The following is a 20,255-nucleotide window of genomic DNA, read 5'->3' on the forward strand; positions in this document are numbered from 1 at the left end:
ATGCTTCAAACCATTGAAGATACCGCCCCGTCGAAAAAGGGGAACGGCCTCCATTATGCATTCATTATTTGCCTCGGAGGCTTTTTAACGCAGGCTATCGTCTTGAGCTGTCAGCGACTTCCTGCGGTCGCGCTCGAACCGATTCGTCAGACGCTCGGTGTGAGCTACGCCGATGTCGGTCTCATCACCTCGGTGTTCATGATCTTCTACGCGGGCTTGTCGATCGTGTGGGGCATGCTCGGCGACAAGATCGGCACCCGTTGGGCGATGACCATCGCTTGCGGGCTCGCCTCGATCGGCGCGCTGCTGTTCGGCTTCTTCGCCCAGTACGGGCTGCCGGTTGCGATTGGCACCTGGGCTATCGCGGGCGTCGGCACGGCCGGCTTGCTCATGGCCATCCTGCCGAAAATCGTCTCTCGCTGGTTCGCCCCGCATCGTCGCGGCTTCGGCATGAGCCTCATCACGCCGGGCGCGAACTTCTCGGCGATCATCTTGGGTATCATCGCTCCGCTCATCATCGGCGCGATGGGTTGGCAGTGGACCTACGTGATTTTCGGCATCGTATTCGCCGTGATCACGGTCTTCGTGGCGGCATTCTTCCGCGAAGGACCCGAGGAGAAGGGTCTTGCGCCCTACGGCGCTCCCGCAGGCACGCAGGCTGCTCCCGCGCCGAAGCTCGAGGATCAGAAGTCGGGCAAGGTTGGCGCAGGCGAGGCGCTCAAGCGCGTGCTCAAGATGCCGATTTCCTGGCACTTCGGCATCTTCTACATCGTTTACCAGGTTGGCTACATGGCGGCGACCCAGTACTACGTGGCGTCCATCCAGTCCGCAGGCTTCGATCTGGCATCCGCGTCGCTTGCCATTACCTGGGGCGGCATCCTGACCATCATCTGCGAGCTTATCTTGGGCACGCTCTCCGACCATGTCGAGCGCAAAAACGTCATCGCTGCGGTGGTCGCGCTCTCCGGCATCTTCGGCCTGGCCTACTTCTTCTACCTGACGAACACGCCTTCGCCCTCGCTTATGGTCTGCTGGATCTTCGTTGCGATCATCTCTGCGACGACGAGCGTCATCACGGTCATCATGACCACGGCAGGCGAGTACTACACCGACGACATCCGCGCCACAGGCACGGGCTTCATCGGCACGGTAAACGTTGTCGGCCGCTACCTCGGTCCGTGGCTTGCCGGCATGCTCATCGACGCAACGGGCGTTGTGGGCAATTCCTTCGGCATCGTCGGCGTGACGATGCTCGTAGCGGCGGTCATCGCATTCACCTTCCCGCGCCTTCGCAAGAAGGAGGCGTAAGAAAAAGGTCTCGGGCCTCAAGCTCCTGCGCTGCCCGCCGTAGCGATTGGGCTTGAGAACGAGTCGGTTTCGACGCCAAGGTATGAGAGCCGGCAGCTGCACTAAGTGTGCGGTTGTCGGCTCTTTTTGTGCATTCGCGAGCCTTGAGATTTCGTTTCGTCGAGGCGTATCGGAGCGTGGTATACTAGCCAAGCTTATGGAAAAACCCATAGGCGGTAAGTAATGTTGGCCCCCGAGACATGTTTTTTGCGCGGCCGGGCAGCCTTCGGGCGGGTCGGTTCCCACTACGTACGAACATGGTTTACACGTAAGCAATCAATCATGGCGAAGGGTCCCCGGAATTTGAAGGTTCGAAAGGGGTCCGTTTTGACCGAAATTAAGAACACTTCCGTCATCGACTTCACCGACATCTCCGACGAGGAAATGAACAAGATGATCGATGGCACGCTGACCGACTTCGACGAGGGCGATCTCGTCGACGGCACCGTGGTGAAGATTGAGCACGACGAGGTGCTCGTCGACATCGGATTTAAGAGCGAGGGCGTTATCCCCGTTCGCGAGCTCTCCATCCGCAAGGATGCCGATCCGTCCGAGATCGTCAGCCTTGGCGACAAGATCGAGGCTCTCGTTCTCCAGAAGGAAGACAAGGACGGTCGCCTGATCCTCTCCAAGAAGCGTGCCGAGTACGAGCGCGCCTGGATCAGCGTCGAAGAGAAGTTCAAGGCCGGCGAGACGGTCACTGGCGAGGTCATCGAAGTCGTCAAGGGCGGCCTCATCCTCGACATCGGCCTTCGCGGCTTTTTGCCCGCATCCCTCGTGGACCTTCGCCGCGTGAAGGATCTCGACATGTACCTGGGCACCGAGATCGAAGCCCGCGTCATCGAGATGGATCGCAACCGCAACAACGTCGTGCTTTCCCGCCGCGTGCTGCTTGAGGAAGGCCGCAAGAACGAGCGCGCCGAGATTCTGTCCAAGCTTTCCAAGGGCATGCGTCTCAAGGGCACCGTTTCCTCCATCGTCGACTTCGGCGCCTTCGTCGATCTCGGCGGTATCGACGGTCTGGTTCACATCTCCGAGCTCTCTTGGAACCATGTCAACCATCCGTCCGAGGTCGTCAAGGTTGGCGACGAGGTCGAGGTCGAGGTTCTCGACGTCGATCTGCAGCGCGAGCGCATCTCCCTCGGCCTCAAGCAGACCACGGAGGATCCCTGGGTCAAGCTTGTCGAGGAGTACCCGGTCGGCTCCATCGTCGACGGCAAGGTCACCAAGATCGTTCCGTTCGGCGCGTTCATCGAGCTCGGCAACGGCATCGAGGGCCTGGTGCACATCTCCGAGATGGCTATGCGCCACATCGACACCCCGGCGCAGGTCGTCAAGCCTGGCCAGGACGTCAAGGTGAAGGTCATGGAGATCAGCCCCGAGCGTCGTCGCATCTCCCTGTCCATGAAGGCTGCCGCTGAGGAGCTCGGCTACGAGATCGAAGTGGACGAGTCCGTCCAGGTCGAGGAGAAGCCGGCCAAGAAGCGCGAGAAGAAGGCTGAAAAGCCCGCCGAGGAGCAGGACGCTGAATAGCTCCAACTCGCATAGCGCGAATATGAAGGAACCCGTCATCTGGCGGGTTCCTTTTTTCGTAAAGGGGCGGGTAATTTCGATGGCTATTTGCCTATTGCGTCGTTTCGCCTTCGCCCCATGAGGCACTAATACGTGTATTATGGTACGCAGAAGGTGCCAAACGTACGAGGAGGCAGGTCATGAAAAAGCTGTTCATCATCGGTGGGATGGGCGCTGGCAAGTCTACAGCCAGAAAAGCCCTCGTTGAGCAGGGGCTTCCTTATGTTGATTTAGATCATGTCGGGCATGAGGTGCTCGCCTGGGACACGGTGAAGGATGAGATTCGCGAAACCTTCGGGGACGATGTCTTCGGCGAAGACGGGGCGATCGACCGCAAGAAGCTCGCGGCGAAGGCGTTCGCGTCGCCGGCGGAAACGCGCAAGCTTAACCGCATCACGCTTCCTCGCATCGAGGAGTTGTTCTCCGACCGCATCGATGAGTTCGAGCGCCAGGGGAACAAGGCCGTCGTGGTCGAGCAATCGGTGTTCAAGAACCGCCAGGGCTCGCTTGCCTATTGCGCCGATGTGGTGATCGCCATCATCGCGCCGCTCGAGCTGCGCGTTGAGCGAGCGGTGGCCTCGGGATTCTCTGAGGTTGACGTGCGTCGCCGCATTGCCCGTCAAATCACGGATGCCGACCGCATCGAGGCTGCAGACGTCGTCTTCAGCAACGATAGCACGCCCGAGGTGCTGCGCGACAAGATGCTGAACTGGTGGAAAGAGTACGAGAAGACTATTTAGTGTTCGAACACTTGTTCTAGTAATGATTCTGTGATAGACTAGCCTTCCCGAAACAGGGGAAGGCTAGTTTTTATTTGGCGCCGGGGGCAGAGGGTTGGGAGTTTCCTCCTCTCGGCGAAGGACGTGGTGCTCTGATGTCAACGCATCTTCAAAATATCGAAGGCCTGGAAATGGAAGGCAAGCTGCCGGAGGTTCGCTTGTCCAACACGCCGTTCCAGGTCGTCTCGCCGTACGAGCCAGCGGGCGACCAGCCCAAAGCAATCGCAGAGCTTGCCCACGGCATCGAGGAGGGCATGCGCTATCAAACGCTTCTAGGCGTCACGGGGTCGGGCAAGACGTTCACCATGGCGAAAACCATCGAAGCGGTTCAAAAGCCCACGCTTGTTTTAGCCCCCAATAAGACGCTTGCCGCGCAGCTTGCAAGCGAGCTCAAGGAGTTCTTCCCGAACAACTCGGTGGTGTACTTCGTTTCCTACTACGACTACTACCAACCCGAGGCCTACGTCCCTTCTTCCGACACCTTCATCGAGAAGGACGCCTCAATCAACGAGGAGGTGGAGAAGCTGCGCCATGCGGCTACGTCGGCTCTGCTCTCGCGTCGCGATTGCATTGTGGTCGCCTCGGTGAGCTGCATCTACGGCATCGGCAGCCCGATGGATTACGCGGGGTTGGCCGTCTTCCTTGACAAGGAGAAGCCGGCCGAGCGCGATGACGTCATCCACGAGCTGATCGACATCCAATACGATCGCAACGATTACGAGCTCAAACGCGGAACCTTCCGCGTTCGCGGCGACTCGCTCGACGTGTTCCCGCCCTATGCCGACAACCCCATCCGCGTGGAGTTCTGGGGTGACGAGGTTGAGACGATTGCCGAGATCGACAACGTCACGGGCGAGGTTCTCAACGGATACGAGGCGCTTCCCATTTGGCCTGCTTCCCATTACGTCACTGCGCGTCCGAAGCTTGATCGGGCGATCGGCACCATTCAAGATGAGCTGCGCGAGCGATTGCAGCAGTTCAAGGAGGAAGGCAAGCTGCTCGAAGCGCAGCGCTTGGAGATGCGCACGAATTACGATCTGGAAATGATCGAGACGATGGGCTTTTGCTCGGGAATCGAGAACTACTCGCGCCATCTTGACGGGCGCGCTCCGGGCGAGCCCCCGTATACGCTCATCGACTACTTCCCGAAAGACTTCCTGTGCATCATCGACGAGAGTCACGTTACGGTGCCGCAGATTCGTGGAATGCACGAAGGCGACCGCTCGCGCAAGATTACGCTTGCCGAACATGGTTTTCGCCTGCCGAGCTGCCTGGACAACCGACCGCTGCGATTCGACGAGTTCGAGGATCGCGTCCCGCAGTTCGTTTATGTGTCCGCAACGCCGGGCGACTATGAAGAGAAGGTGAGCCAGCAGACGGTCGAGCAGATCATTCGCCCAACCGGCTTGCTCGACCCTGAAATTATCGTGCGTACAAGTGCGAGCCAGATTGACGACATCATCGACGAGGCGAAGGAGCGGGCCGCGCGCGACGAGCGTACGCTTATCACCACGCTCACCAAGAAGATGGCGGAGGATCTGACCGACCACCTCCTCGATCGCGGCCTGAAAGCGCGCTACATGCACTCCGACATCGCTACGCTCGAGCGCGTCGAGATTCTCAGTGCGCTCAGGCGTGGCGAGTTCGACACGCTTGTGGGCATCAATCTCTTGCGCGAGGGCCTCGACTTGCCCGAGGTGTCGCTTGTGGCCATCCTCGATGCCGATAAGGAAGGCTTCCTGCGCAACTACCGTTCGCTCATTCAGACGATCGGCCGCGCGGCACGAAACGCAAACGGCCAGGTCATCATGTATGCCGACAAGACGACGGATTCTATGGACAAAGCTATTGCCGAGACGAGGCGCCGCCGTGCCATCCAGATGGCCTACAACGAGGAACACGGCATCACACCGCAGACTATCCGCAAGAAGGTCAGCGACATCATGGGTTCAGTCGCGGAAATCTCGAACACGACAGCCGAGCAGGTGAACAAGGAGCTCGCCTCGTTGTCGAGGGAAGAGGTGCTGCGCGTCATCTCAAGCATGGAAGACGACATGGCAGCGGCGTCGCGTGAGATGGATTTCGAGCGGGCGGCGACTTTGCGCGATCAGGTGGTGCAGCTGAAGGCCCAGTTCGAAGACTCAAGCGAGGATGACGTGCTGAAGGAGCTGAAACGAAGCGCCCGAAAGGGGAGCGCGTTCGGCAACCGCAAGAACGCAGCCTATGGTTCGAGCCGCAGGAGCTAGGCGCGCTGCAGGTTGCGAAGGGCGGCAGTTGGGCGATGCGCGCCTTGTCGAAGCGTTGCGGATGACCGCAGGCTCTCAAGCGCGATATCGTGTTGGCAGTGCGCGTTCTGGCAACGACGGCCGGACTCGGCGTGCGTTGGCGGGCGACGGATTCCCTTTCTTACAGCTCGTCGGTGTCAAGCCAGATGGTGAAGGGCCCGTCGTTTATCAGCGACACCTCCATCATCGCGCCAAATTCTCCCGTCTCGACGCGAGGCACGTCCTTGCGAGCTTGCGAGACAAAGAGCTCGTAGAGGCGTTTCGCTTCGGCGGGTGAACCTGCGTCGGTAAAGGAGGGGCGATTTCCCTTCTTGCAGCTGGCATAAAGAGTGAACTGGGAAACGACGAGCACCTCGCCCGACACATCGGCGAGCGAAAGGTTCGTCTTGCCTGCCTTGTCTTCGAAGATGCGCATCTTCGAGATTTTGCCCCACAGCTTGTCGACCTGCGCTTCGGTGTCGTTCGTGCCGACGCCGAGCAGGATGAGCAACCCGGTGCCGATAGACCCGACGGTTCTCCCGTCGACATCGACCTGGGCGTGGGTGACTCGTTGGATAAGGGCGCGCATGGATGCTCCTTTGGATTCGCGGGCAGTGAGTGAAAGTGTACTACGATATGCCCCCTGTGGCATCTTTGAAAAACAGAAACATATGTTCGAATAATATATCGAAAGATAGGGTATACTGTGCGGCAAGAAACACGAGGCTCGGCCGTTAGGCCGCAGTGCCCTGCGTTGGGATTTGAGGAAAGCCACCTCGGGCGTCGAGGTGCGAGGCGCCGCGGCGTGCGGGAAGCTACCTCGGCACCGTGATGCGCGGTACAGGGCAAGTTCGGGAAAGGGAGATGCGATGATCGATGAAATCCATGTCAGTAACGTGGCGCTCATTCGGGACGCGTCCTTTTCCCCCTCTCGCGGGCTCACGGCGATCACCGGCGAAACGGGGGCGGGAAAGACGGCGCTCCTTTCGGCGTGCAAGCTCCTCGTTGGTGAGCGTGCCGACAAAACCGCAGTTCGTGAAGATTCTGACGGCCTATCGGTCGAAGGCCGTCTCTTCTTCGACAGTGCTGCTGACATCCCCGAGGGGGTAGAGCTCGAAGATGGCGAGGCGGTTGTTTGCCGTCGCGTCAGCATTGACGGCCGCTCCCGTGCGTCGGTCAACGGACACATGGCAAGTGCGAAGGAAATCGCCCGCCTTGTCGCGCCGACGCTCGATCTGTGCAGTCAACATGAGCATCAGGCCCTCATGCGTCCCGCAACTCATCTTTCCCTGCTCGACGCTTGGGCGAAGGATTCCATTAGCGAGGCTCACGCCAACTACCTTTTGGCATTCGAAGCGGCGAAGCGCGCCGCCGACGAGCTTTCGCGCGTAAAAGCTGCTGGCGAGGCGTCGACAGCGAGGCTTGACGAGGCCCGCTTCACGCTCCAGCGCATCGATTCGGTCGGCGTTTCCGATGAGGGGGAATACGAGGAGCTCGCCGCGCGTCTCGAGAAGGCGGAAAATGCCGAATCGCTCGTGTCTGCAACGAACTGCGCCTACGAATCGCTTTCGGGCGAGGGGGGCGCCATCGATGCGCTCGATGCAGCAGCAAACGCGCTCGAAGGTGCGTCGGCGTATGACAAGACGCTTGCGGATTTAGCGAGCTCGTTGCGCGAGTCGAGCTACGTACTCGAGGACGTCTCCCGCGAGGCGCTGTCGTATCGCGATTCGGTTGAGTTCGACTGCGATGCGCTCGAGGAAGCCCAGGAACGCATGGCGGCGCTCCAAGGGCTCCTTCGCGCGTTCGGCCCTCGGCTTTCAGACGTTATCGCTGCGCGCGAGGGGGCGGCGGAGCTGGTTTCCCTCGTCGATGATGCGGAAGAGCGGGAGCGGACGGCGGTTCGGGCCCTCGAGGCAGCAGAACGGGAACTCTCCGAAGCGGCGACGGCGCTCGATGCGGCCCGTCGCAAGATGGCGCCGCGCTTTGCCCAGGCTGTTTCAAAGGTGATGGCTCGTCTTGAGATGGGCAGTGCCTCATTGGAGTGCGAAGTGAGCGAGCTACCGCGCGATAAGTGGACGAAAGAGGGTCCTCATCAGGTTGAATTCATGTTTCGCCCCGGAAGCGGCATGCAGGCTCGCCCGCTTGCGCGCATCGCTTCGGGTGGCGAGGTCAGCCGTGTGATGCTCGCCATCAAGGTGGCGCTCGGTGAGGCGGACAGCGTCGATACGCTTCTTTTCGATGAGGTCGATGCAGGCGTCGGCGGCGCGACGGCGGTGGCGCTCGCCTCCGTTCTCGCCGATTTGGCAAAGACACATCAGGTGATTGTAGTCACGCATCTGGCTCAGGTGGCCGTTGCTGCCGATGTTCACTATGTGGTTCGTAAAACCCAAGGGGACGTGCCTGAGACTTCGCTTTCGATCGTTTCAGGAGAAGAACGAGCAGCGGAAATTGCACGCATGCTCTCGGGTGATGTGACGGAAACCTCGCTTGCCCATGCGCGCGAGATGCTGCACAACGCCTCCAGCGAGTAGTGTCAACGCTGTCGCAAGCAGGTCTGCCAGGTGCGCTCCCCGCACCAGCCCGTGCATCCACTCGAACATTCTCGCATGCTTTCACCTGCGGGCTCTGGTTTAAATGAAAAAGGCGGCCATCTGGGAAAACTTCCAGATGGCCGCCTTGGTATCGCGCCGCTCTAATCGCCTTTTGCGCGTTGCCTGTTGTTCGGGGAGCCAGAGACCATGCCGCTTGCTATCCCGCAGCTCGCTACTTGCTCACGCTCGAATCCGCGGGCGGGTCGTATTGCAGGAGCTCGCTTATCGTGACGAAGCGGTAGCCTTCCTGCTTCAGCTGGGGAAGGGCTTTCTTCAGTGCCTCGACGGTCTGCGAGCGGTCGCCGCCGCCGTCGTGCATGAGGATGACGCTTCCCGGCTTCGCTTTCATGATGCGGCTCGCGATGGTGTCCGCTCCCGGGCGCCGCCAGTCTTCGGTGTCGACGTTCCATCCGATCTCGGCATCGATGTAGGGCTGTAGCGTCCAAACGATATCGCCCTTGAAGTTGCCGCCGGGCGCGCGCATGATGCGGACGGGGTCTTCACCGATGACGTCCTTAATTGCCTGAAAACCCTTTTGAACCTCTTGAATCTGCTCGTCAGCGGTCATGTACGTCAAGTTCACACCCTGTCCGCTGCCGGCAGCGTGGTCCCACGTATGCGTGCAGATTTCGTGGCCCTCGTCATGCGCACGTTTCACCACGTCAGAGTGGTCGGCAATTTGCTTGCCAATGGTGAAGAACGTCGCGTGCGCGTCATTCTCCTTCAGGACGTCGAGGATCTCAGCCGTCGTGTCCTTCCACGGGCCGTCGTCAAAGGTCAGTGCGATCACCTTGTCGTCGCCGGTGTTCGCGGTGTAGATTTTGTACTCCTCGTTCACCGCGGGGGTCGTGTCCTCGGTCACGGTCTTGCCGGAAACCTTGCCGGTTTTCGTCGTGCGCACACCGTTTTGGCCGTCGATGTACACATGCAGTGAGCCGTTCCAGTAATTATTGTCCTCGACGCGCTCGTAGGGAATTTCCTCGGTGGACGAATCGTAGTCCTCCGTGACATCAGCGCCGTTTTGGATATCGACGGCGTCGCCCTTTTTGACCTTCTTCGAACCGTCGTTGGTGGCATTCCCGTTGATGGTCGCGGCAAAGCGGTCGCCGCCGCCCTCGGTGATGACGCTCGCGTCAACGGCGAGCAGGTTGCCCGCCGTCGGGGAGGCAAGTCCGTCGTCGATGAGCTTGTCGATGGTCGTACCGTTGGAAACGGTGTGCTTCGCTCCGTTGACGGTGATGTCGAAGGTAGGCGGGTTTAAAACGAAGAACACGCCAATGCCGATGGCGATGATGAGTACCGCCATAACGCCGATGGCAACAGGACCGGGGCGCTTCGAGCGACGCTCGGTGTAGCGGGAGTAATCGTTGTAGACGGCGGCGTTGGCCGGGTTGTTTCGGTTCGCCTGCGCGCGAGAGCGATTGTACGATGCGGGTCGCACGTTCCCTTGAGCAGCGGGACGATTCGCCGATGAGCTGGCATGATTGCGCGAAGGCGCACCCTGCCGCATTTGCTGGCGATGATTCTGCGAGGGGGTGCGATGCGGCGCGGGTTCGCGCCCAGCCTGCGATGCGCTCCGCGGTCTGGGGGCACCCTGCTGATGGGCGCTCGTTTGCTGCCGGGTGCCAGCGGGGCGCTTGCTCGAAGAGACGTGCCGGGCGTTGTTCCCAGCGGTGCGATGATTCGGGTTTGCGTCAACTCGCCTTCTCGATGAATTTTCCCCAGGCTGCCGACTGTCCCGATAGTGGTCTCGGCTAAATTGATCCGTCATGGCGTAAAAGTGCTCCTTATGTAACTGAAGTGCGGATGGACACGCAATATTCCGCACCTGGAAACGATTATACGCATTCGCGCAGGGTTATGCCGCGCGGCGCTCCATTTCCGAAATATTCAAAAATAATTCTTGACATGTCGCTGCGCTTTGCTAAAGTGCGACTCACAACTTAATACGTTGAAACCGATGAGGCGAAGATCAAGCCGTTAAAGCGCTTACAGAGAGCGGGCGTTGCTGGAAGTCCCGTAGAAATGCTGAGCGGTAAATGGATCGCCGAGGGAAAGGTGAAAGGTTGCAAGTTCGCAAGGGAAGCAGCCGAGTATCTGGACCGTGAGCCTGCGTTAAGGGCAGAACATGTGTTGGCATGTTCGTGAGAGGGTTTCCTATGGGAAATCAATAAAGGTGGCACCGCAGATTCCGAATCTGTCCTTTATCTCAAAGGACAGATTTTTTTATTTTGCGGGCAGATTGTCACCCGAGATGATTCCCAGGCGATTCCTCATTCGCGTCCAAGCCGGCAAACCGAAAAGTCCGGGGACGGACGAAGACAGGCGGAAAACCGCCAAGAAAGGAATGAGGAATCATGACCGAGAACATTGCAGCAGCGAAGCGCACCATCGTCGCCGACCAGAAGAAAGACGGCCTGTCCGTTCGGGACCTCATCTTGGTTGCCGTGCTCATCGCGGCGGGCGCCGTGTTGAAGCTCACCGTTTCGAGTTTTCTCAATTTCGCCGGTATGAAGCCGAACTTTATGATCGCCATGTACTGCCTCGCTATCATTCTCACGCGGCCGAAGATCTACCAATCGGTTGTCATCGGCCTGCTTGTCGGCGTGGTGAGCCAAATCCCCATGTTGAACGCGACGCCGCTGGTGAATATCGCGTCCGAGATGGTCGGCGCGCTTGTGTGCGGCATTCTCGTCACCGTGCTTGCCAAGGTGGCGCGCGACAACAAGACCTGCCAAAACGTCGCCTTCCCGATTATCATCACCTTCATCTCCACCATTTTCTCGGGTTATACCTTCGCGATGATCGTCGGCGTCGCCGTTGCGCACCTCGACCCGCTTGCCGTCTTCGGGGTGTACGCCGTCATGGTGCTCGGAACTGCGACGATGAACGCGGTGCTCGCCGCGATTCTCACCCCGGTTCTGCGCGCGGTCTTGAAGCGCTAGATTGCTCGATCTGTTAAAAGGGCTATCACCGCGAAGGGCATCCCATGATTGAGATCTCACAGTTATCGTTTCGTTATCGGGAGGGGGCCGACCCCATCCTCAAGGGAATCGATCTCTCCATCCCCGACGGCGCGTTCGTCGGCGTCACGGGCGCTGCGGGCAGCGGGAAGTCGACGCTCACCTACGCGATCAACGGCATCATCCCGCACTGCTACCCGGGCGATTTCTACGGCAGCGTTCGCGTTGACGGGGTCGATACGTGCGAAGCGTCGCTCACGGACATAAGCCGCCTGGTCGGAAGCGTCTGCCAGGACATCGACTCTCAGATGGTGTCGTCGGTGGTCGAAGACGAGGTGCTCTACGGCTTGGAGAACTTCGGCGTGCCTAAGACCGAGATCCCCGCGCGGGTCGACGAGGCGCTCGCCGCTATGGGCATCGCCGAATTGCGCGACCGGAGTATCGCTGAGCTTTCCGGCGGTCAGAAGCAGAAGGTCGCGGTCGCGTCGGTGCTCGCCCTAAAGCCGCGCGTACTTGTGCTCGATGAGCCGACAGCCGAGCTTGACCCTGCGTCGTCGGTTGCCGTGTTCGACCTGCTCAAGCGCTACTCGGTCGAACATGGGACAACCGTTATCGTGGTCGAGCAGAAAATCGCCCTGCTCTCAGAGTACGTCGATACGCTCGTCATCGTCGACGAGGGGGAGATTCGCTTCTGCGGCACTCCCCACGAAGTGCTCGAGCATTCCGACAAGCTTCTCGAGATCGGCGTGAATTGCCCGCGCTCGACAAGCCTTGTCAACAGGCTGCGCGCCCGCGGGCTGGTGTGCGGGCCGGCGGTGTGCACCGTCGAGGGCGCCGTTTGCGCGTGCGAGGGGCTGCTTTCTGGGAAGGGGGCTTGCGCATGATTGAGTTTTGCCAGGTGAGCGCCTCATACGATGGTGAGCTTGCCATTTTACGGGACGTGAGCTTCATGGTGAGCGATGGGGATTTCGTCGCCTTCGTCGGAACGAACGGCGCGGGGAAATCCACCACGATGCGCCTGATAAACGGCCTTTTGAAGCCGACGTCGGGCGAGGTCCTGATTGACGGGGTACCGACCTCGCAGCTGAAGACGAGCGAGCTCGCCTCGAAGGTGGGCTTTCTGTTCCAAAACCCCGATCGGCAGATTTGCTGCAAGACGGTGCGCGAGGAGCTGCTGTTCGGTTTTGCCGCTCAAGGTCGTGCGGGCGCCGAAGCCGAGGCAAAGGTCGACGCGATGATCGAACGCTTTGGGTTCGACGGCGATGCCGAGCCCTTCCTCTTGAACCGCGGGACGCGCCAGCTTTTGGCGCTCGCGTCGATTATCGTGCTCGAGCCGCCTATCGTCGTGCTCGACGAGCCCACGACGGGCCTCGATTTCCGCGAGTGCGCCAAGGTGATGGAGGTGGTCTCCGACCTGAATGCCCGCGGCACCACCGTTGTCATGGTATGCCACGACATGGAGGTTGTCGGCGACTATGCGACTCGCGTGATTGCCATGACCGCAGGTCAAGTGGTTGCCGACGGCGCGACGTTCGATGTGCTGCGCGATGCGGACGTGCTTTCCCGTGCGCATCTTCTGCCGCCGCAGATTGTTGAGCTGTCGATGCGGCTTGCGCAGGAAGGCGCGGTTTCGCCCACGTCGCCTGTCGCATGTGCGAACACGCTTGACGGCATGGAGCGTGCGCTTGCGGGTGAAGTCGGCGTGCGCGGGAAAGGGGACGCCAAATGAAGGGATTCCTCGAATACGTGCCGGGCGAGAGTTTTTTACACACCATGAATCCGGTAGCGAAACTCGCAGCAGCGTTTTTGCTGGTCATCTCCTGTTTTACAACAAGTAATTTCATCCTTTTGGCCGTGGTGATCGCACTAGACGCCGTCATGGCCGTGCAGTGCAAGATGGTCCCGCAGACGATCGGCCTGGCAAAAGCAGTCGCCGCGTTTTCTGTCATCCTTGCGCTCATTGCTCTTCTGTTTACGCCGCAAGGTGACGTGCTCGCGCCTCTGCCCTGGGGCTATATCGGCACGGCGAGCGTGTTAAACGCCGTGCTCATCGTGGTGCGCCTGGTCGCCTGCGCGGTGCCGCTGTTCCTCGTGTTCTATGTGACCAAGCTCACCGACATGGCGAATGCGCTGGTCAAAGTGTTGCATGTGCCGTATAAGTATGCCTTTACCTTCATGTCGACGGTGCATTTCATCCCCATGTTCATGAACGACATGGCGGGCATCATGGAGGCGCAGATGGCGCGCGGCGTAGAATTCGACGGCGGCCTCGTGAAAAAGGTGCGACTCATGGTTCCCCTGTGCGTGCCGCTTCTGGTGTCGTCGGTGCGCAAGACAAACAGCGCCGCCATCGCCGCCGAGGTGCGCGGCTTCAACCTGCGCACACGCGAAAGCGGCTTCAAGGAGTACCCCTTCTCAGGCACCGACTTCGCCGCGATGGGAATCGCCGCCGCACTACTCGTCGTGGCTATTTTGCTCAGAGTGTTGTTGTAGACATTCGACTGTCGCTGGTTTGCGCGGTGTTCAACGTTAAGCCAGACGGCTCGCAGGGCCAATGAATAGTGTTGCGGGCGGTTGGCGGGTCGCCGAAGCGAGGAAGGCCTCCGTAACCGGCGTCGCTTGAATTCTGGGAAAGCAAACCCTCCGCAACCGGTGGCCGCTTGGGCCCCGGCGGGAGCAAGAAGCTTGCTTCGTGGTCAACTGAGCGAGTTGTGCGCTGCTGGATTGTCGAAATCGGGCCGTTTCAGCGCCGCCAACCCAACCTCGCGCGGCTTGAATCAGCATTTCCCCAGGTCGATAAAAGCCGCGCTTTCGTCCAGTCCGAATTCAGGCGCACGCAACTCTTTCTGTTGACCGCTAACTACGGGTTTGTCTCTATTCGCCGAGAATCGCGCGGTAGGTCTGCTCGTCTTGCTCGGTGTAGACGTCGAGAATGACGTGCATGTCGGCCTTGGGGTTGGCGTCGAGCCAGGCCCGCACCGTGTCGACGGCGATGCGGGCGGCTTCTTCTTGCGGGAACCCGAATACGCCAGTGGAGATGCAGCAGAAGGCGATCGATTTGCAATGCCGCTCCACTGCCATCGCGATTGGCGTGCTGATGCAGCTAGCTGGACCCCTTCATGCTGCAAGGAGGGGTCCAGCTAGCTCTTTATCTGTGCAATTGTGGTCGTCGGTAATGCTTGGTGGTGCTTTGGGATATATTCCAGTTTCGCCAAATAACCTCTAAGCTCATTTGGCGTGGGTATTGTGTTGAAATCTTTGTCTTGGAATTAGCCTAATCAATGCACTGCATTTCTTTCTCCCCCAAGTATTTCCCTGTATCCTTGTCGTAGAAAGTTGCTTTTATGTAATCTGTACTACCTCCGAGAGAGCCAATGGCTTTTTCGGCGAAGCAAACTTCCCCTGTGCCCTCAATTGTTATCGATCTTTCGGGCATATCCCGCCACTTCTCTCGACTGTACTTGCTTTCTTTATCATGCTCTTTTATTTTTACGATAATCGTTATCCTCGCATCGTGACCTAAGGGACCGCTAGTGGCTTTTGCAAAGGCATATACGCCTGTCCTATTATTCCCGTCGCTATTCTCCCAGGTGTTTTGGTCTATTGCCTGTTTGCTGGTCGTTATGCCGAACTCGAATCGCCATTTATAGAGCTGGTCGTAAAGATCGCTTGAATCTTTATAATTATTCTTGCTAAGTTCCTTCAAATAGTTGTAGGTAGTTAGATCATCGTGATCAAAGTGTCTCATTACATATTGATACCTTGCATCCATGCGAGACTCTGTGTCGCGTGCGAACGCAAACCAGGTGGATGCTTTTTCGTAATCTTGCTGCTGCATGAAAGATTCGGCAGCTGCTTCCGCTATGGGTTCCAGCCTATCCCAGCCGCCGTCGAGCCCTGTTAGCGTTTGTGCGCTTTTGCAAGCTTCATCGTAGTTATCTGATTCAAGAGCGTTTCGCACCTGGATTTCGCAAGCATCCACCTCGCATTGTATGGCTCGTTTTGGGGAGTCTTTGAAGTTGCCTAATTCTTCAAATGCGGCAATTGCATCTTCGTATTGGCCCGAATTTGCATAACTGGTTGCTATAGCATACTTTACGTTCGGGACTATAACGAATGTGCCAAGTACGATAATGAGTCCCAGCGCAACTACACTTGTCGTCGCGGTAATTATGCCACGCCGAATCTTCCTGCTTTGCGCTGAGCTTATGCTTTGAATTCTCTCATCGCAGCCCTTGGCTTTTTCTGCGGAGTCTTTTTCGTCTTTGATGGAGGTGAATAGTTTCGAAGCTTTTTTAAGCTCCTTCTTACTGGCGTCGTCTTTGCTCAAATCGCACGCCTGCTCGTAAATATCGTCTACGCGATCATTGTATTCGGCGAGTAGATCCTGCTCGTTTTCCGTGTCAAGCAGGCGCTCCTTTACCATTCCGCACTTGCAGCAAGTGGTTCTGCTGATGTTTGCTTGCCCGCAAGCGCATACCCACCATCCACTATGATTCTGAACGGCCCCGTTGACGATTTCATCGTTTTCGCCAAGCGACAAAGCGTAGGCGCGCTGGGCACGCGCCTTCGGGGAAAGGCTTAGCGCTTGTCTTTGGGGCAGCGGTTTTGGCGATGTTGTCGAATGCCAGGTTTTGTTGGAAAAATCGACTCGTCTAATCACCAGATTGCAGGATGTAATATTGGCATGAGTTAGGCGTTGCGGCTTAAGCGTCTTCTCGGTGCCTGCGGGAATATCCGTATCGAGATATTCAAGAGGCATTGCTTCGTCTGATTTATCGGGCACTTCAATAGTTAAGGCTGCGGCAATCGAAACTATGGGGTCATTCGATATATTTTTAACTTTGACTTGGAGAAAGGTCGCCGATGTTGTCGTGTCGCGTGATATCTGGACTGCCGATAGTTGAATTGGGCATTTTTCTTCCCAAGTGATGCGATGCTGATTGGATTGACCATCTGCTCTGAAGATAACCTTGTAATTTGATTCTGCCATGATTACACCGTTGGGAGGTCGTTTGGCTCGGAAAGGCCAGGTTGTTTATCTGGCATTGCGCATACGATGAGACCGAGCACGATTGGCGAGGCAAATAGCCCAATGAACCAAAGAGTACCGGCATCGGAGTGTCCTTTTGCGTTGGCGAAGCTAACGAGCTTGCTAATTGCAAGAATCCACGCTACAAGAGCTACAATGGCTACCACAAGAATGACGACGCCGAGAAACTCAAAAGAACTGGAATAGTAGTACATGACGAATTCCTTTCTATTGCTTGTTTTTGATAATGATGGGCGGAATTGCGTCTCGTCGGATGCGCCATGGCGCACCAGGTTTATCCTGTTCACAAGGCTTTGTTCCGCACTTCAGTTTGCCGTCGCGGCACCATTTCGTCACCTTTGCCTGCGTCGTGTTTCAAATACTCGCAGCCTCTTTCGAGCTCATATATTCACCCATTAGCTCCCTCTCCTTTCGACGTGGGTCTCATTACGTCAAAGATATCGGGGGGGGGGGTCTTGTCAATGAGAACTTGGCGAGAAACGCTCTTGTTTGGGAGGGTCCTAGGGAATGTTCGATTAACGCGCGACGTTGATGATTGCGTCGGTTTCGGGCTCGCTTTTGTTTTCGTTTCAGCGCGGAGATATGCTACAATAGTTATACGAAAATATAACTTATGAAGGGAGGCGCTATGACTTTCGCCACCATTCGAGCCTGGGGAAATAGCAAAGGCCTTATCATTCCAAAGCAGATTTGCGACATGCTGGGGCTTGCCGCAGGCGATAGGGTGTCCATAAAACCGAACGCAAAAAACTCGGCCATAGAAATCGCCCCTATGAAGCGTAAATATACGCGGGACAAAGTGCTTACCGCCGAGGACGTCTTTTCGGGCTGGAGCGGCGCATATTCTCTTCCTGATGACTTGCGCGGCCCTGCATCGCGAGGCGAAGAGTGCTCTTGGGGCGAACCCGTTGGCAAGGAAATTTGGTAGCGATGATTTGCGAACAGGGTGAAGTACTCTACGTTGACTTCGAGCCACATGTTGGTCACGAACCGGCAAAATATCGGCCCGCAATTGTGCTGAGCGCCGATGCGTTCAACAGGGTCTCGTCCATGACGGTCGTTGCGCCCATTACCTCAACGGACAACGGGTATCCAATGCATTCGAAAATCGACTGCGAAGATGTTTCCGGGTTTGCTTGCGTGGAACAAATGAAAGCCGTGGATTTGAACGCAAGGAAATGCAAGCATGTCGGATACGCCGAGGAGCAGCAAATGAACGCTCTGCTGTCGCTGGCTGGCGCGGTGTTCGGCATTTAAGCCAGACGGCTCACGGCGCTAATGAATAGTGTTTTGGGCGGTTGGCGGGTCGCCGAAACGAGGAAACCCTCCGCAACCGGCGGCCGCTTGGGCCCCGGCGGGAGCAAGACACCTACTTGGTGGACAACTGAGCGAGTTGTGCGCTGTCGGATTGTCGGAATAGAGCCGTTCCAGCGCCGCCAACCCAACCTCGCGCGGCCCGAATCGGCGTTTCCCCAGGTCGGCAAAAGTCACGCTTTCATCCAGTCCGAATTCATGCGCGCATAATTCGTTCTGTTGACCACCAACTACAGGTTTGCCTCTATTCGCCGAGAATCGCGCGGTAGGTCTGCTCGTCTTGCTCGGTGTAAACGTCGAAAATGACGTGCATGTCGGCTTTGGGGTTGGCGTCGAGCCAGGCCCGCACCGTGTCGACGGCAATGCGGGCGGCTTCTTCTTGTGGGAACCCGAACGCGCCGGTGGAGATGCAGCAGAAGGCGATTGACTTGCAGCGTCGTTCCGCCGCCGCGTCGAGGCAGTTCCGATAGCTTGCGGCAAGGAGCCGTTTGTGCTGCTCGGTGGGCTTCCCGTTTTCCACGATCGGCCCAACGGTGTGGATGACCAGGCTCGACGGCAGGTTGTACGCCGAAGTGACTTTCGCCTGGCCGGTAGGCTCCTCATGACCCTGCGCCTTCATGATCGCCGCGCATTCGATGCGTAACTGCACGCCCGCAAACGTATGGATGGCGTTGTCAATGCAGTAATGGCCGGGCACCCAGCATCCCAAGAGCTGGGAATTCGCGGCGTTCACGATGGCGTCTGCCGCCAGCGTGGTGATGTCCCCGCGCCACACGGCGAAGCGCGGATCGCTCTCGCACGGGGGGATGAGCCCCGCGTAGGTGATGCCTTCCTCGTCGATGATCGCGTGCAGCAGCTTGTCCTGCTTGGCGAGGAACTCGCCGCTTACGTGCTCGGGCAGGCGCGTGTTGCACAGCGCGCGGAAAAGGTCCCATGCCTCGCCGAATGTTCCGGGAATGGGACAGGTCGCGAGCTCGTCGCCGGTGTTTGTGCGCTCTTCTTGCAGCTCGGTGATGAGGAAGCGAAGGTCTTCTTCGATGGTGGGCATGGCGGGCTCCTTATCGTCGTTTGCGGGAATCCTATCATAAGCGGCGCGAAGGGGGCCGATTCGCCTTCTCCTCGCCGCTCGAAAGCGTTTGAGCGGACACAGCTTCCATGAGAAGTGCTAGACTGCATCTAGTATTAAATCGAAGCAGGTATCTCTCCTGGTTCGAAGGATTGAGATCGAGGAGGTCGCATGGACTACCAGGCGTACTACCGCAAAGTTGAAGACGGCAATTATCAGGCATACTACGATGCCATCGCCGCTGCCGAGCCGCGCGATCCGCAGGCGACCGCCCGCACACGAGATGCGGACGGAACCATTCCGGGGCAGGCGCGAGAGCGCATGTTCAACATTGCGGGTGAGATTCAGAACACGTCGCGGGAGTTCGGCGTGCCCCTGCCGCCGCTTTTGGAAGGTTGCACGGTGGTCGATCTGTGCTGCGGCTCGGGTCGCGATACTTATCTTGCGGCGCAGCTCGTGGGGCCTGCGGGCAAGGTCATCGGCATCGAGCCGAACGCCGTCCGCATGCGCATCGGCGAGAAGTACCTGGAAAAGGAAATGAAGCAGTTCGGCTACGATGCTCCTAACGTAGAATTCCACAAGGGCTGCCCAGAGGACCTCTCTTTTATCCCCGACGGCAGCGTCGACGTGGTCATCTCGAACTGCACGTTCAACGAATCACCCGATAAGGCACGCTATATTGCAGAGGTGCGACGCATTCTGAGGGAAGGCGGCGAGTGGTATTTCACCGACGTGTTCACCGATCGTCGCATGCAGAGGGAAATCTCCGACAATATCGACAACGTCGCGCTCCGCTTGGGTGGCGCCATGTACATCAACGATTTCCGTCGCATCGCGCAGCAGCTTGGCTTCAACGACCCGCGCTATCTGATCACCAACAAGACGCCGGTGACCGAGAAGGAGTCCGCGCTGTTTGACGGCACGTCGTTTGCGACGATCACCTGCCGTTTGGTGAATACCCCTTACTCCTCCGATGTGTGCGAGGACTACGGCGAGTTCGTCACCTACAAGGGCGGCCTGCCCGATTTCCCCGACTACTTCCTGTTCGACAAGGACATCAAGTTCCCGGTGGGGAAGAGGTGCCACGTGTGCAATAACGTGACGAGCCTGGTCATTCCCGAATTTGGCGGGCGCTATGCTGCGGTGTTCGACTACGAGGGCAGCCGCGAGCGCCATGCGGGCGATACCCATGGTGACCACATCATCAAGGCCGCGCCCGACTTTGACGGCGTCGTCGACGAAGACGATCAGCCGGTGCGCGTGTCCTGCTGCTAATGCTGGTAGAATAGAAAGACTTGCGGGGGCC

18 protein-coding genes are annotated in these 20,255 nt (G+C 58.2%); 12 read left to right on the plus strand and 6 right to left on the minus strand.

Annotation, left to right across the window (positions count from 1 at the left end; translation table 11 throughout):
• From F8C90_RS01570 to uvrB, 4 genes are all read left to right on the plus strand, one after another.
• Complete coding sequence (locus F8C90_RS01570) at positions 1 to 1,308, plus strand: MFS transporter (RefSeq protein WP_158048691.1); 1,308 nt, start codon at positions 1 to 3, stop codon at positions 1,306 to 1,308.
• 366 nt (positions 1,309 to 1,674) lie between these two features.
• Positions 1,675 to 2,880: a 30S ribosomal protein S1 gene (gene rpsA / locus F8C90_RS01575; RefSeq protein WP_158048692.1), complete on the plus strand. Its 1,206-nt coding sequence runs from the start codon at positions 1,675 to 1,677 to the stop codon at positions 2,878 to 2,880.
• 179 nt (positions 2,881 to 3,059) lie between these two features.
• Positions 3,060 to 3,659 carry a dephospho-CoA kinase gene (gene coaE / locus F8C90_RS01580; RefSeq protein WP_158048693.1) on the plus strand — a complete coding sequence of 200 codons (600 nt, stop codon included), beginning with the start codon at positions 3,060 to 3,062 and terminating at the stop codon, positions 3,657 to 3,659.
• Positions 3,660 to 3,793: 134 nt separating this feature from the next.
• A complete protein-coding gene (gene uvrB, locus F8C90_RS01585) occupies positions 3,794 to 5,944 on the plus strand; it encodes an excinuclease ABC subunit UvrB (protein ID WP_158048694.1) in 2,151 nt (716 codons plus the stop codon).
• A gap of 160 nt (positions 5,945 to 6,104) precedes the next feature.
• On the opposite strand, the gene dtd is transcribed toward uvrB, so the two are convergent.
• Complete coding sequence (dtd, locus tag F8C90_RS01590) at positions 6,105 to 6,551, minus strand: D-aminoacyl-tRNA deacylase (protein ID WP_158048695.1); 447 nt, start codon at positions 6,549 to 6,551, stop codon at positions 6,105 to 6,107.
• A gap of 280 nt (positions 6,552 to 6,831) precedes the next feature.
• On the opposite strand from dtd, the gene recN reads away from it, so the two are divergent.
• Positions 6,832 to 8,493 carry a DNA repair protein RecN gene (recN, locus tag F8C90_RS01595; protein WP_158048696.1) on the plus strand — a complete coding sequence of 554 codons (1,662 nt, stop codon included), beginning with the start codon at positions 6,832 to 6,834 and terminating at the stop codon, positions 8,491 to 8,493.
• A gap of 232 nt (positions 8,494 to 8,725) precedes the next feature.
• Here the strand turns inward: recN and F8C90_RS01600 are convergent, their stop codons facing one another.
• A complete protein-coding gene (locus F8C90_RS01600; RefSeq protein WP_170264489.1) occupies positions 8,726 to 9,994 on the minus strand; it encodes a polysaccharide deacetylase family protein in 1,269 nt (422 codons plus the stop codon).
• A 916-nt stretch (positions 9,995 to 10,910) separates the two neighbouring features.
• On the opposite strand from F8C90_RS01600, the gene F8C90_RS01605 reads away from it, so the two are divergent.
• From F8C90_RS01605 to F8C90_RS01620, 4 genes are read left to right on the plus strand one after another with little or no spacing between them, the layout of a single operon-like run.
• The gene (locus F8C90_RS01605; RefSeq protein ID WP_158048698.1) at positions 10,911 to 11,498 is read left to right on the plus strand and encodes a tryptophan transporter; all 588 of its coding nucleotides are present in this window, start codon (positions 10,911 to 10,913) and stop codon (positions 11,496 to 11,498) included.
• A gap of 44 nt (positions 11,499 to 11,542) precedes the next feature.
• Complete coding sequence (locus tag F8C90_RS01610; protein WP_158048699.1) at positions 11,543 to 12,400, plus strand: energy-coupling factor ABC transporter ATP-binding protein; 858 nt, start codon at positions 11,543 to 11,545, stop codon at positions 12,398 to 12,400.
• Positions 12,397 to 13,245, plus strand: a complete 849-nt coding sequence (locus tag F8C90_RS01615) for an energy-coupling factor ABC transporter ATP-binding protein (RefSeq protein ID WP_158048700.1) — start codon at positions 12,397 to 12,399, stop codon at positions 13,243 to 13,245. The genes F8C90_RS01610 and F8C90_RS01615 overlap by 4 nt, the downstream gene beginning before the upstream one ends.
• On the plus strand, positions 13,242 to 14,009 hold the full coding sequence (locus F8C90_RS01620) for an energy-coupling factor transporter transmembrane component T family protein (protein ID WP_158048701.1): 768 nt from the start codon (positions 13,242 to 13,244) through the stop codon (positions 14,007 to 14,009). Before F8C90_RS01615 ends, F8C90_RS01620 begins: the two co-directional genes overlap by 4 nt.
• Positions 14,010 to 14,390: 381 nt before the next feature.
• Here the strand turns inward: F8C90_RS01620 and F8C90_RS01625 are convergent, their stop codons facing one another.
• From F8C90_RS01625 to F8C90_RS01635, 3 genes are all read right to left on the minus strand, one after another.
• Positions 14,391 to 14,615, minus strand: coding sequence for a macro domain-containing protein (locus tag F8C90_RS01625; protein WP_281350314.1), 225 nt, complete (start codon positions 14,613 to 14,615; stop codon positions 14,391 to 14,393).
• A gap of 175 nt (positions 14,616 to 14,790) precedes the next feature.
• A complete protein-coding gene (locus tag F8C90_RS01630) occupies positions 14,791 to 16,509 on the minus strand; it encodes a tetratricopeptide repeat protein (RefSeq protein WP_158048703.1) in 1,719 nt (572 codons plus the stop codon).
• Between the two features lie 2 nt (positions 16,510 to 16,511).
• Positions 16,512 to 16,763: a hypothetical protein gene (locus tag F8C90_RS01635; protein WP_158048704.1), complete on the minus strand. Its 252-nt coding sequence runs from the start codon at positions 16,761 to 16,763 to the stop codon at positions 16,512 to 16,514.
• Positions 16,764 to 17,197: 434 nt separating this feature from the next.
• Between F8C90_RS01635 and F8C90_RS11370 the strand changes: the two genes are divergently transcribed.
• Entirely contained in the window at positions 17,198 to 17,497 is a 300-nt protein-coding gene (locus tag F8C90_RS11370) for an AbrB/MazE/SpoVT family DNA-binding domain-containing protein (protein ID WP_417062703.1), read from the plus strand.
• Between the two features lie 2 nt (positions 17,498 to 17,499).
• Positions 17,500 to 17,826: a type II toxin-antitoxin system PemK/MazF family toxin gene (locus F8C90_RS01640; protein ID WP_158048705.1), complete on the plus strand. Its 327-nt coding sequence runs from the start codon at positions 17,500 to 17,502 to the stop codon at positions 17,824 to 17,826.
• A 301-nt stretch (positions 17,827 to 18,127) separates the two neighbouring features.
• On the opposite strand, the gene F8C90_RS01645 is transcribed toward F8C90_RS01640, so the two are convergent.
• Positions 18,128 to 18,931 (minus strand): protein-ADP-ribose hydrolase, encoded by an 804-nt coding sequence (locus tag F8C90_RS01645; protein WP_158048706.1) that lies wholly within the window; start codon positions 18,929 to 18,931, stop codon positions 18,128 to 18,130.
• 189 nt (positions 18,932 to 19,120) lie between these two features.
• On the opposite strand from F8C90_RS01645, the gene F8C90_RS01650 reads away from it, so the two are divergent.
• A complete protein-coding gene (locus F8C90_RS01650) occupies positions 19,121 to 20,224 on the plus strand; it encodes a methyltransferase domain-containing protein (protein WP_158048707.1) in 1,104 nt (367 codons plus the stop codon).
• The last annotated feature ends 31 nt before the right edge of the window (positions 20,225 to 20,255 follow it).

Source organism: Ellagibacter isourolithinifaciens (assembly GCF_008831035.1).
Taxonomy (GTDB): domain Bacteria; phylum Actinomycetota; class Coriobacteriia; order Coriobacteriales; family Eggerthellaceae; genus Ellagibacter; species Ellagibacter isourolithinifaciens.

What these genes read in the sequence shown, in the direction of transcription:
- F8C90_RS11370 (WP_417062703.1), top strand. Translation starts at nt 17,198, where the DNA reads ATGACTTTCGCCACCATTCGAGCCTGGGGAAATAGCAAAGGCCTTATC.
- F8C90_RS01630 (WP_158048703.1), bottom strand. Translation starts at nt 16,509, where the DNA reads ATGGCAGAATCAAATTACAAGGTTATCTTCAGAGCAGATGGTCAATCC.
- recN (WP_158048696.1), top strand. Translation starts at nt 6,832, where the DNA reads ATGATCGATGAAATCCATGTCAGTAACGTGGCGCTCATTCGGGACGCG.
- F8C90_RS01650 (WP_158048707.1), top strand. Translation starts at nt 19,121, where the DNA reads ATGGACTACCAGGCGTACTACCGCAAAGTTGAAGACGGCAATTATCAG.
- F8C90_RS01645 (WP_158048706.1), bottom strand. Translation starts at nt 18,931, where the DNA reads ATGCCCACCATCGAAGAAGACCTTCGCTTCCTCATCACCGAGCTGCAA.
- F8C90_RS01640 (WP_158048705.1), top strand. Translation starts at nt 17,500, where the DNA reads ATGATTTGCGAACAGGGTGAAGTACTCTACGTTGACTTCGAGCCACAT.
- F8C90_RS01605 (WP_158048698.1), top strand. Translation starts at nt 10,911, where the DNA reads ATGACCGAGAACATTGCAGCAGCGAAGCGCACCATCGTCGCCGACCAG.
- uvrB (WP_158048694.1), top strand. Translation starts at nt 3,794, where the DNA reads ATGTCAACGCATCTTCAAAATATCGAAGGCCTGGAAATGGAAGGCAAG.
- coaE (WP_158048693.1), top strand. Translation starts at nt 3,060, where the DNA reads ATGAAAAAGCTGTTCATCATCGGTGGGATGGGCGCTGGCAAGTCTACA.
- dtd (WP_158048695.1), bottom strand. Translation starts at nt 6,551, where the DNA reads ATGCGCGCCCTTATCCAACGAGTCACCCACGCCCAGGTCGATGTCGAC.
- F8C90_RS01610 (WP_158048699.1), top strand. Translation starts at nt 11,543, where the DNA reads ATGATTGAGATCTCACAGTTATCGTTTCGTTATCGGGAGGGGGCCGAC.
- F8C90_RS01570 (WP_158048691.1), top strand. Translation starts at nt 1, where the DNA reads ATGCTTCAAACCATTGAAGATACCGCCCCGTCGAAAAAGGGGAACGGC.
- F8C90_RS01620 (WP_158048701.1), top strand. Translation starts at nt 13,242, where the DNA reads ATGAAGGGATTCCTCGAATACGTGCCGGGCGAGAGTTTTTTACACACC.
- F8C90_RS01615 (WP_158048700.1), top strand. Translation starts at nt 12,397, where the DNA reads ATGATTGAGTTTTGCCAGGTGAGCGCCTCATACGATGGTGAGCTTGCC.
- F8C90_RS01635 (WP_158048704.1), bottom strand. Translation starts at nt 16,763, where the DNA reads ATGTACTACTATTCCAGTTCTTTTGAGTTTCTCGGCGTCGTCATTCTT.